Annotated in this window: 11 protein-coding genes; 4 read left to right on the top strand and 7 right to left on the bottom strand. The window is 70.6% G+C overall.

What is annotated here, in order from left to right; genetic code table 11:
• Window positions 1-551, top strand: a 551-nt coding sequence (lpxK, locus tag OS124_RS0115140; protein ID WP_010140598.1) for a tetraacyldisaccharide 4'-kinase, incomplete at its 5' end; no start/stop codon positions are given.
• Between the two features lie 237 nt (window positions 552-788).
• Here the strand turns inward: lpxK and OS124_RS0115135 are convergent.
• From OS124_RS0115135 to OS124_RS0115125, 3 genes are all read right to left on the bottom strand, one after another.
• Complete coding sequence (locus OS124_RS0115135) at window positions 789-1,637, bottom strand: inositol monophosphatase family protein (protein ID WP_010140597.1); 849 nt, start codon at window positions 1,635-1,637, stop codon at window positions 789-791.
• Window positions 1,624-2,970 (bottom strand): TldD/PmbA family protein, encoded by a 1,347-nt coding sequence (locus OS124_RS0115130; protein ID WP_010140596.1) that lies wholly within the window; start codon window positions 2,968-2,970, stop codon window positions 1,624-1,626. The genes OS124_RS0115135 and OS124_RS0115130 overlap by 14 nt, the downstream gene beginning before the upstream one ends.
• 115 nt (window positions 2,971-3,085) lie before the next feature.
• Window positions 3,086-4,627 carry a DUF2125 domain-containing protein gene (locus tag OS124_RS0115125; protein ID WP_010140595.1) on the bottom strand — a complete coding sequence of 514 codons (1,542 nt, stop codon included), beginning with the start codon at window positions 4,625-4,627 and terminating at the stop codon, window positions 3,086-3,088.
• Window positions 4,628-4,820: 193 nt separating this feature from the next.
• Between OS124_RS0115125 and OS124_RS0115120 the strand changes: the two genes are divergently transcribed.
• The 3 genes from OS124_RS0115120 (at window position 4,821) to OS124_RS0115110 (ending at window position 7,774) form a co-directional block, all read left to right on the top strand.
• Window positions 4,821-5,588, top strand: a complete 768-nt coding sequence (locus OS124_RS0115120; protein ID WP_010140594.1) for an SDR family oxidoreductase — start codon at window positions 4,821-4,823, stop codon at window positions 5,586-5,588.
• A complete protein-coding gene (locus tag OS124_RS0115115) occupies window positions 5,585-6,196 on the top strand; it encodes an enoyl-CoA hydratase/isomerase family protein (protein ID WP_010140593.1) in 612 nt (203 codons plus the stop codon). Before OS124_RS0115120 ends, OS124_RS0115115 begins: the two co-directional genes overlap by 4 nt.
• Before the next feature lie 294 nt (window positions 6,197-6,490).
• The gene (locus OS124_RS0115110; RefSeq protein ID WP_010140592.1) at window positions 6,491-7,774 is read left to right on the top strand and encodes a TIGR03862 family flavoprotein; all 1,284 of its coding nucleotides are present in this window, start codon (window positions 6,491-6,493) and stop codon (window positions 7,772-7,774) included.
• Here the strand turns inward: OS124_RS0115110 and OS124_RS24845 are convergent.
• From OS124_RS24845 to OS124_RS0115090, 4 genes are all read right to left on the bottom strand, one after another.
• Window positions 7,714-8,334, bottom strand: coding sequence for a glutathione S-transferase family protein (locus OS124_RS24845; protein WP_010140591.1), 621 nt, complete (start codon window positions 8,332-8,334; stop codon window positions 7,714-7,716). The genes OS124_RS0115110 and OS124_RS24845 overlap by 61 nt on opposite strands.
• Window positions 8,335-8,414: 80 nt before the next feature.
• Window positions 8,415-9,443, bottom strand: a complete 1,029-nt coding sequence (holA, locus tag OS124_RS0115100; RefSeq protein WP_010140590.1) for a DNA polymerase III subunit delta — start codon at window positions 9,441-9,443, stop codon at window positions 8,415-8,417.
• Entirely contained in the window at window positions 9,440-9,922 is a 483-nt protein-coding gene (locus tag OS124_RS0115095; RefSeq protein ID WP_010140589.1) for an LptE family protein, read from the bottom strand. Before OS124_RS0115095 ends, holA begins: the two co-directional genes overlap by 4 nt.
• 13 nt (window positions 9,923-9,935) lie before the next feature.
• A partial coding sequence (locus OS124_RS0115090) for a class I tRNA ligase family protein (protein ID WP_010140588.1) occupies window positions 9,936-10,576 on the bottom strand: 641 nt, incomplete at its 5' end.

Here is a 10,576-nt window from a genome sequence, read left to right as displayed (position 1 = left end):
GCTTCCAGGATCTCGCGCTGAAGAAAGCGCTCTCACTGGTCGTGGTCGATGCGGCGCGGGGCTTCGGCAACGGGCTCTGCCTGCCCGCCGGACCGCTGCGCGAGCCGGTCGCGGCAGGCATGGCGCGGGCCGACCTGCTGCTCTCGATCGGCAACCAGGCCGCCCAGGCGGGCTTTGCCGCGCCGCCGGGTGCGCCGCATCTGAAGGGCGCCTTGCTGCCCCTGCCGACGGGGATGGACTGGAGGGGGATGAAGGTCTTCGCCTTTGCCGGGATCGGCCACCCCGAGAAGTTCTTCGTCACCCTGCGCGGTCTCGGCGTCGAACTGCTGCACGGCGAGGCGCTGAGCGATCACCAGCCGCTGACCCCGGCCCTGCTGTCGCGGCTCGAGCGCGACGCGGCCCAGCACGGCGCCCAGCTGGTCACCACCGAGAAGGACGCGGTGCGCCTGCCGCAGGACTATCGCCAGAAGGTCCTGACCCTGCCGGTGCGCCTCTCGCTCGAGGACGACAGGGCGCTGGAAGACCAGCTGGATCGCCTGTTTCCGGGCTAGGTCAGGGGGCGGCCCCCCGTCTCCGTGAGGAGACAATCGAGAGGAAGAGGGGGGTGCTGCCTCCCGTCTCCGTGCAGGAGACAATCAAAAGGAAGAGGGGGCGCAGCCCCCGTCTGCTTTGCAGACTCCCCCGGAGTACTTTCAGCCTGGTGATGATGTTAAGAGCCCCTTGTTCATCACCAGGCTGAAAATACTCCCGCCGGAGGCATGGGCGGCCTGCCGCGGGGACTTCGGTCTTCAGTCGCGCAGGGGCGGCAGCGGGTCGCGCGGGGCGTCGGGGGCGAGCTGCTCGAGGATCTGCCGGTGCAGTGCGGGGCCGGCCGCGATCACCCCGTCGAGCAGCGGGCGCGGCCGGTTGAAGCGCAGCGCCGCGCCGGAGCGGTCGGTGACCCTCGCGCCGGCCTCTTCGGCGATCAGGCTGCCGGCGGCGATGTCCCATTCCCAGGAGGGGCGCAGGGTCATCATGGCGTCGAAGCGGCCCTCGGCGACCGAGGACAGGCGGTAGGCCAGCGAGGGGCGGTAGTGGCGCGCCACCTCGGGCACCGGACCGCGCCAGTTCGCCGGGGCGTAGTTGGGTTTCGCCGCCAGCAGCCGGGCGCCGGTCAGTGCAGCGCGCGACGTGGCGTGGATCGGGGCGCCGTCGAGGGTCGCCCCGCCGTGCCTGCTGGCCGCATAGAGGCTGCCCTTGGCCGGCAGGAAGACCACCGCCGCCGTCACCACCCCGTCGCGCGCCACGGCCAGCGAATGGGCCCAGGCGGTATTGCCCTCGGCCATGAAGGCGCGGGTGCCGTCGATCGGGTCGATGATGAAGACGTGCTCGTGCTCCAGCCGGGCGGCATCGTCGGGGCTTTCCTCGGACAGCCAGCCGTAGCCGGGGCGCGCCGCGCGCAGGTGGGCATGCAGGGCGGCATCGACGGCGAGGTCGGCATCCGTCACCGGGCCCTGTCCGTCGGGCTTTTCGGTCACCTCCAGCCCCCGGGCGAGATGGGCGAGGGCGATTTCGCCCGCCATCCATGCGGCCTCGGTCAGCAGGGCAAGGTCGTCCTGCGTCTGCTGCCGGAGGGACCGGGTATTAGCTTCCGGCAAGGGTCATCCCCTCGACCAGCAGCGAGGGGACCCGCATCGAGGCCCAGGGCCGCGCGTCATTGGCCGGCAGGATCCGGGACAGCATCTCGCGCAGGTTGCCGGCGATGGTGCATTCATTGACCGCCCGGGCGATCTGCCCGTTCTCGATCCAGAAGCCGCTGGCCCCGCGCGAGTAATCCCCGGTGTCGGGGTTGATCGTCGAGCCGATCATCGAGGTCACCAGCAACCCGGTGCCCATCTGGGCGATCAGCTCGTCGCGGGTGGCTGTGCCGGGGGTCAGCTCGATGTTCCAGTTGGAGGGCGAGGGCGGAGAGGTCAGCCCGCGCGCCGCATTGGCCGTCGGATCGACCCCCAGCTTGCGGGCGGTGGCCAGGTCGACGGTCCAGCCGGTCAGCACGCCGTCGCGGATAATGTCGCGCGGGCCGGTCTGCAGGCCCTCGGCGTCGAAGGGCCGCGAGGAGGTGGCGCGCGGGCGCAGCGGATCCTCGGTCAGGCTGAGACCGGCGGGCAGCACCTGCTGACCCAGCGAGTTGCGCAGGAAGGAGGACCCCCGGGCGACGGCCATGCCGTTGGCCGCCGACAGCAGGTGCCCGATCAGGCTGCCCGAGATCCGCTCGTCGAACAGCACCGGGTAGCTGCCGGTCTTCGGCGCGCTGGCACCCTGGCGTTCCAGCGCCCGCAGGGCGGCGCGTTCGCCGATCTCTTCCGGGCTGCGCATGTCGCTCGCGAAGATGCGGAAATCGCTGTCGTGATCGCGCTCCATCGCGGCGCCGGTGCCGGCGATGGCGACGCAGGCCAGCGAATGCGACGAGCGCCGGTAGCCCCCCTCGAAGCCGTTGGTGGCGGCCATGAAGACCTCGCTCTCGCCATAGGCGGCGGAGGCGGTCGAGACCTGCGAGATGCCCGCCTGCGACAGGGCGGCGGCCTCGGTGCGGATGGCGGCCTCTTTCAGCGCCTCGGGCGAGGGTTCGCCGGCGGGGTCGACCATCTCGAGGCCCTCGGCATCGCGGCGCGCCGACAGCTGGTCGCGTTCGGCGAGGCCGATCCAGGGGTCCTCGGGCGCCTCGCGGGCCATGGCGACGGCGCGTTCGGCCATCATCGCCAGCCCCTCGCGCCGGGCGTCGGACCCAGAGACGCAGGCCTGCCGCTTGCCGATCAGCACCCGCAGGCCGATCTCGAAGCCTTCCGAGCGTTCGGCCTGTTCCAGCGTGCCGCCGCGCACGTCGATCGACACCGAGGTGCCCTGCCGCGCCAGCACGTCGGCGCTGTCGGCACCGGCACGGGTGGCGGCCTCGATCAGGGCACGGGACAGGTCGGGAAGCGAATGGGACATGGGATTGCCTTGCGTTTGATCCCTAGGACCTAGCCTCTGGCAGGGATCGGATCAAGGCAGGCGAAAGGGGGGCACCGGGCCCCCTTTGCAAAACGTCGGGTCGGTCAGGCCCCGGTCAGGGCATCATGACCTGGCCGTTGACCAGCACCTGCTCGTCCCCGGTGACCTCGATGGTCGAGGCCAGGTCGTCGGGCCCCGAGACCTGCCGGGTGAACAGGCCGGCCATCATCGGCACCGACATCGCCTGTTGCGGCGGGATCAGGCCCATCTCGGCCAGGGTCTGCACCAGGGCCAGGACACCCTGCGCCGAGGCGTCGATCTGGCCGGTGAACTTCGGCAGATCGGGGTTGATGCGCGACCTGGAGCTGTTGTCGATGTCGAAGCTGCCGCTGGCGCTGAGCATGGCGCCGCCCAGCTTGACCAGCAGGCTGTTGAGGGTCAGCGAGCTGATCTCGCCCGGGGCCTCGGCATCCTCGGCCTCTTCCATCTCCGACAGGGTGCGGGTCATCCGGCCCATGGCGCCGAGGTCGAGGCTGAGGGTCATCGGGTCCCGCGACAGCTTGCCGGTGGGATCGAAGAGCGCCCAGAGCTGTTCGGGCAGCGCGACGTCCTGCAGGTTCAGCTTCAGGCCCATGGGCCGCTCTTCCGGGGTGACGGTCAGCGGCAGGCTCAGGCCGAAGGCGGTCTGGCCGATGGTGGCCCCGGCGCCCGGCGGGATCATCGGGGCGCTGACGGACAAGGCGATGTCCGAGGCCGCGACCTGGTAGTCCAGCCCCTCGGCGCCCATCGAGAAGTCCAGCGTGCCGGCGCCTGCGGTTTCCTCGAAGTGGAAGGGATCGGGGCCCGCGACATCCATCACGAGGCTACCGGCGCCGTAGCCCATCTGCAGGGCCATGCGGTAGCCGGTGTCGAACATCGTGTCGAAGTTGACCGCCTCGGCGGCCATGCCAGCGGGCAGGGCCATGTCGGCGCTCATGGTCACATCCGAAACGCTGCCGGTTGCGGTGATCCGCGCCGGGGCGCTGCCCTCTTCCTCGGGGGCCAGCATGTCGAAGGCGAAAGAGATCGTCTCGACGGTACCGGTGCCGCTGGCCTCGTTCAGGTCGCCGGTGACCATGCGGCCATCGCTGGTCACACCCGAGAAGGTGACCTGCAGCACGTCCTCGATCGGCTCTTCACCGGGGACGACCATGCGGTCCAGCGTCAGGACGGCCGTGCCGGCGGGAGTGATGGCCCGCATGTCATCGCGCGTCCCCGAGAGGATGCTTTCGAGATCGGGGGCGGAGACGGTCATCACCATCTCGGTGACCTCGCCGTCGACCTCGGACCGGGTGGTGACGGTCATTTCGGGATCGAGGCGCACGACCACCTCGTCGCCGCGCGGCTCGAGGCGGTAGCCGGTCAGGGTGGTGGTCGAGGTGATCTGCTCGTCGGCGATCTGCTGCACCATGGTGCTGACGATCTCGTCGACGACAATGGCATCGCCGTCCATGTGGCTGGTGACATCGACCTGCTGGCCCATGTTCCAGGACTTGTCGGTCAGGACCTCGAGCACCTCCTGCGGTGTCAGGGCAAAGGCGGAAGGGGCCGTGGCGGCCCAGAGGGCGAGGGCGGAAAGACCCCCGCGGGACAGGGTCTGGGGAAAACGAATGGTCATGGAAAATCCTCCGGGAAGTACCGCGCGGAGAGTGACGCGCAGGCGCGGATTTATCAAGCGCGGGACGCCTTTGGCGGGTGGCGGGCGAAGGCCCGCCGAATGCTGGACGGGGGCGGCGGGGCGCGCTAGCTGTGAAGGCGGAAACGACGGCAAAGTCGAGGGGCCCGCGGGCCCGCACAAGGGAGCCAATCACATGACCGACCTGACGACGGATCTTTCGGGAAAGACCGCGATCATCACCGGCGCCAGCCGCGGCATCGGTGCCGCCGCCGCCCGCCTTTTCGCCGAGCGTGGCGCCAATGTCGCCCTGCTGGCCCGTGGCGGCGACGAGATCGCCGAGATCGCCGGAGAGATCGGCGACCGGGCCGTGGCGATTCCCTGCGATGTCTCGCGCTACTGGGAGGTCGAGGCGGCGGTGAAGAAGGTCGTCGAGACCTTCGGCGGCCTCGACATCCTGATCAACAATGCCGGGATCCTGAAGCCGATCTCGTTGCTGGCCGAGGCCGACCCCGAGGGCTGGGGCCATGTGATCGACGTGAACATCAAGGGCGTGTTCAACGGCATGCGCTCCGCGATGCCCGTGATGATCGCTGCCGGGGGCGGCACCATCCTCACCGTGAGTTCGGGGGCGGCGCATAACGCGCTGGAGGGCTGGAGCGCCTATTGCACCTCGAAGGCCGGGGCGGCGATGCTGACCCGTGCCGCGCATCTTGAGGGCGCGCCGCACGGGCTGCGCGTCATGGGCCTGTCGCCGGGCACCGTGGCGACGCAGATGCAGCGCGACATCAAGGCCTCGGGGGTGAACCCGGTCAGCCAGCTGAACTGGGAGGATCACATCCCCGCCGAATGGCCCGCCAAGGCGCTGCTGTGGATGTGCGGGCCCGGGGCCGACAGCCACCTGGGCCAGGAACTGGCGCTGCGGGACGAGGGCTTCCGGGCGCAACTGGGCCTCGGCAAGTGATCCGCTCGGAGATCCTGGACAGCGGCCTGCAGCGGGTCACCCTGGCGCGGCCGGAAAAGGCCAATGCGCTGACCGGGGCGATGCTGGAGGAGCTGGCGGGGATCTTCCGGGCCTCAGAGGCGCCGGTGCTGGTGCTGACCGGCGAGGGGCGGGTCTTTTCCGCCGGGGCGGACCTGGCCGAGGCCCATGCGGGCCTCGCCGTCTCGCCGCTCTGGCAGGAGGTCTCGGAGTCGCTGGCCGCCCATCCGGGGCTGACCATCGCGGCGCTCAACGGCACGCTGGCGGGCGGGGCGACGGGCATTGCCCTGGCCTGCGACCTGCGTATCGCGGTGCCGGGGGCGACGTTCTTCTACCCGGTGATGCGGCTCGGCTTTCGTCCGCCCGCGCCCGATCCGGGGCGGCTGGTTGCCCTGGTGGGCCCGGCGCGGGCGAAGCTGCTGCTGATGGGGGGCGCGCGGATCGACGCCGCGGAGGCGCTGGCCTGGGGGCTGGTCGACCGTGTCGTCGCCGATCCGCTGGCCGAGGCAGAGCTGCTGTCCACCGACGCCCTGGCCGCCGCGGCTGATCACGTGACGGCGATCAAGCGGATGTGCGGGCCCGACACGTAGAGGGTCGGGGCATAGGGGCCCGGGATATAGGGGGGAGGGGGCGCTGCCCCCTCTTGAGCCTGCGGCTCAATTCACCCCCGGAGTATTTTCAGCCTGGTGATGGGGCGTGCCGGCAGCGCCCGTGGCCGGGGGCAGCGACTGAGTGTTGGGCGGGGCAGAGCCGTGCCGGTACAGGGGGCGCAGGGGGGCATCGGCCCGTTCTTGCCACTGCGCAGGTGCGGCGCGAGGTGAGGCAGGCTTTGCGGCGCGCAGGGTGCTATGGGGCGCAGGCAGAGCGGACAGATGGGATGTGACATGGTCTCCGAAGACATTCAGGCAGGGGAAAAGGGCGGGCAGGCAGAGGCAAAGCGCGGGCAGGCGGGAGACAAGGGCGGGACTGCGCTGGTGATCGGCGGTGGTCCGGCGGGGCTGATGGCGGCCGAGGTGCTGGCCGGGGCCGGTCTGTCGGTGCTGGTGGCGGACCGGATGCCCAGTCTGGCGCGCAAGTTGCTGATGGCGGGAAAGTCGGGCCTGAACCTGACCAAGGCCGAGCCGCTGACCCCCATGCTGCGCGCCTATGGCGAGAGCGGCGACTGGCTGCGCCCCATGCTGCGGGCGTTCGGTGCCGACCAGGTGCAGGCCTGGGCGCGGGGGCTGGGGCAGGAGCTGTTCATCGGCTCCACCGGGCGGGTGTTCCCCCGGGTGATGAAGGCCTCTCCGCTGCTGCGCGCCTGGCTGAGGCGGCTGGATGAGGCGGGGGTCGAGGTGGCCACCCGCTGGACCTGGCGCGGCTGGGACGGGGCGCAGGTTCTGTTCGATACGCCGGAGGGGCCGCTGCGGCTGGCCCCGACGGTCACCGTCCTGGCGCTTGGCGGCGGAAGCTGGGCTCGGCTCGGCTCGGACGGGGCCTGGGCGGAGCATCTCGAGGGCGTCGCCCCCTTCGCCCCTTCAAACTGCGGTTTCCGGCGGAGCTGGTCGGATCACATGGCCGGCCATTTCGGCCAGCCGGTCAAGGCGGTGACCCTGCGGGCCGGCGGTCACGAGAGCCGGGGGGAATTCGTGATTTCCCGCGGGGGGATCGAGGGTGGCGGCATCTACGCGCTGTCGGCGGCGCTGCGCGAGGGCGCGGCGCTGGTGGTCGACCTGTTCCCGGACACCGCCGCCGGGGCCCTGGCCGAGAAGATCGACCGGCTGCGCAAGGGCGAGAGCGCGGGCAACCGGCTGCGCAAGCTAGGGCTGGATGCGGTCAAGCGGGCGCTGGTGATGGAGGTGCTGCGGCCCCTGCCCGGCGGCGGGGCCGAGCTGGCCCATGCGCTGAAGGCGCTGCCGCTGGCGCTGGACGGGCCGCAGGAAATGGACCGGGCGATCTCGACCGCCGGCGGGCTGACGCGGGCCGCGGTGGACGAGGGGCTGATGCTGCGCGCCCGCCCCGGCACCTTCGCCGCGGGCGAGATGCTGGACTGGGACGCGCCCACCGGGGGCTACCTGCTGACCGCCTGCCTGGCGACCGGCCTCTGGGCCGGCCGCGCGGCGGCGGATTACGCGCTGGCCGACGCCCCGGCCAGCATCGCCTTCTCGGAGGCGACGGCGCGGCGGTAGGCTTCGCGCCCGCGCATCCTTGCAGCATAGGCCTGCAGCGCCTCGTTAGGGACGTCGAACTTCGCCACGGCGGCCCAGTTGAGGCAGTGGGTCAGCAGCAGGTCGGGCACGGTCATCTGGTCACCCATGAGGAAGTCGCCCTGCATCCGGCGGGCAAGCACGTCGCAGTTGCGGGCGAACTCCCAGGCCAGGGTCGGCTTGATCTCGGGCACCCGGCGTTCCTTGGGCAGGATGAAGCTGTGGCGCGCGGCGACCCAGACCTGGCCTTCCAGCTCGTCCACGATCTGCTGGGTGATGCCGTCCTGCTGCGCCCGTGCGAGGCTGCCCGCCGGGGCCGTCAGCCTGCCGGTGCTGTCGGCCAGCCAGGTCAGGATGGCGACCGAATCGGTCAGCGGCACGTCCTCGACCACCAGCACCGGTAGCTTGCCCAGCGGGGACTTGCCGCGCACCAGGTCGTCATGGGGCTGTGCGTGCTGGCGCTGGTAGGGCAGGCCCAGTTCCTCGAGCATCCACAGGACGCGGAACGTACGGTTGTTGGCGCCGCCGATGAGCGTGTACATGAAAGTCCTCCCTCTCTCTCTCCTGTCGCGAGGGAAGCGCGGATCGCGGAAAAATGCCAGCCTTTTGCGGCCCGGCGGCGCTAGCGCGATCGGCCCAGCATGGCCAGCCGGATCAGCATCCTTTCCACCAGCGCCATGTCCGGCGCGGTCGCCCCGGCCGAACGCAGGGTCAGGTCGGTCTCGATCACCAGCGACAGCGCCTGCTCCAGCTTCGGGGCGCCCCAGGCCCCGGCCTGGCGCAGGATGCGGTCGCGGCGCGGCCCGAACACCGGCGGGCGCAGCTTGCCGATGCCCTCGCCCGCGCCGCCGGGATGCGAGGCCACCGCATAGAGCGTGCGGAAATGGCGCAGCGCGGCGATGCAGAGGCCGGTCGGGTTCACCCCCTGGGCCTTGAGGCGGCGCATGACGGGGCCGATCTCGGCGGCGCGGGCCTCGGCGACGGCATGCAGCACGTCGTCCAGCTCGGCCTCGGTCGAGGCAGGGGCGCAGAGGGTGATCTCCTCGCCGGTCAGCGGCGTTTCGTCGCCGTGCTTGTACAGCGCGATCTTCTCGACCGTCTGGCGGAAGTCGCCGGGATCCAGCGCCAGGGCGAGGTTGGTCAGGTCGCGCAGGGAGTCGGGCGGCAGCTTGCGCAGGCCCGCCTTGTTCAGCGTTGCCTCGATTTCCTCGCGCGAGGGCGGGTCGTCGTAGATGCCGCAGGCATGGGCGTTGCGGTGGCCCTCGAAGGCCTTGCGGATCTTCGACGTGGGCTTCAGCTGACCGGCGGTGATCACCAGCTGCGCATCGCCCGGCTGCCATTCTTCCAGCGCGGCGAGGATCGCCGGGGCGCAGGTCTCGGTCGCCTCTTCGACGAAGACGACACGGGGGCCGGGGAAGAAGCTTTGCGCCTTCATGGCGTCGATCAGCTTGGCGGTATCGCGGCGCAGCTCGTTGCCCTGCATGCGCGACAGGCGCATTTCCTCGTCGGCCTGGGGGCCGGTCAGATTGGCGATGATCTCTTGCCGCCTGAGGGCGATCCGCATGGCGTCAGGGCCATAGAGCAGGATGCCCGTGGCGTTGGCATCGGGCTTGCCGGCATAGCGGGCGATCTCGCGGGAAGCGAGCTTCATGTCCGCGCCGAGGGCACCGGAGGCATCTCGGCCACCAGCCGGGTGATCAGCAGGTCGGACAGGATCACCACCAGCCGGGCGCGGGCGTCGGCCTTGGCGGCCTGTGTGGCGACAGTCGAGCCGGTGGCGGAATAGCCGGTGAAATTGGTCACCTCGCCCTTCGCCAGCTCGCGGTCCATGGCATCGCGCAGGGTGTAGGTCAGCCGTCCCGACACGCGGATCCGCGTCGCGGTATTCTCGACCGTCACCGCAAGGCGGCTTTCGCTCAGCCGCAGCGCCAGGTCCAGCGCGAAATCGGGCGAGGAGGCACGGCCCAGCCGTCCTTCCAGCTCGCGGATCAGCTGGTAGCTTTCTTCCGAGTTCGGTTCGGGCAGGGCGGTGCGGCCATAGAGGCGCGACGCCGGGCCGACGGGGGCGTAGACCGGCGAGAAGCCACAGGCAGAGACCCCCGCAAGCCCAAGACCTGCGAGGAGTTTCAATGCGTTACGTCGATCAGACAACCACATTCACGACCCGCCCGGGGACGACGATGATCTTCTTGGGCTGGGCCCCGTCCAGCGTCCTGATGACACCATCGCTGGCCAGCGCCAGCTTTTCAACCTCGTCCTTGGGCATGTCCTTCGGCACGGTGATCTCGCCGCGCCGCTTGCCGTTCACCTGGATCGGCAGGGTGACAGTGTCCTCGACCAGCATGGCCTCGTCCGCGACGGGCCAGGGTGCCTGGGCGATCAGCCCCTCGCCACCAAGGATCTGCCACATCTCTTCCGCCAGGTGCGGCGTCATCGGCGACATCAGCTGCGCCAGCACCTTCAGCGCCTCGCGCTTGGCCCCGGCCCCGGCCTTCGACTTCTGGATCGTGTTGGTGAATCCGTAGAGCTTGGCGATGGAGGCGTTGAAGCCGAAGCTCTCCACGCCCAGGGTCACGTCGCGGATCGCCTTGTGCATCTCGCGCAGCAGGGCTTCGTCCTCTTGCGGAACCTTCGAGCTTTGGCTTTGGAATTCTGCTGGCACCCCTACCGGAGGCAGCTCTGCCGCGAGTCGCCAGACACGGGCAAGGTGCTTGCTGGCCGCCTCGGCGCCCGCTGCGGTCCATTCCACGTCACGCTCGGGCGGGCTGTCGGACAGCACGAACC

Origin of the sequence: Oceanicola sp. S124, assembly GCF_000220565.1 — a bacterium.
Lineage (GTDB): Bacteria > Pseudomonadota > Alphaproteobacteria > Rhodobacterales > Rhodobacteraceae > Pseudooceanicola.
Note: the sequence above shows the minus strand (reverse complement) of the source record. Positions and strands in the feature narration are given on the sequence as shown.

Coding starts and splice junctions, on each gene's coding strand:
- OS124_RS0115130 (WP_010140596.1), bottom strand. CDS start 2,970: ATGTCCCATTCGCTTCCCGACCTGTCCCGTGCCCTGATCGAGGCCGCC.
- OS124_RS0115125 (WP_010140595.1), bottom strand. CDS start 4,627: ATGACCATTCGTTTTCCCCAGACCCTGTCCCGCGGGGGTCTTTCCGCC.
- OS124_RS0115120 (WP_010140594.1), top strand. CDS start 4,821: ATGACCGACCTGACGACGGATCTTTCGGGAAAGACCGCGATCATCACC.
- OS124_RS0115110 (WP_010140592.1), top strand. CDS start 6,491: ATGGTCTCCGAAGACATTCAGGCAGGGGAAAAGGGCGGGCAGGCAGAG.
- OS124_RS24845 (WP_010140591.1), bottom strand. CDS start 8,334: ATGTACACGCTCATCGGCGGCGCCAACAACCGTACGTTCCGCGTCCTG.
- holA (WP_010140590.1), bottom strand. CDS start 9,443: ATGAAGCTCGCTTCCCGCGAGATCGCCCGCTATGCCGGCAAGCCCGAT.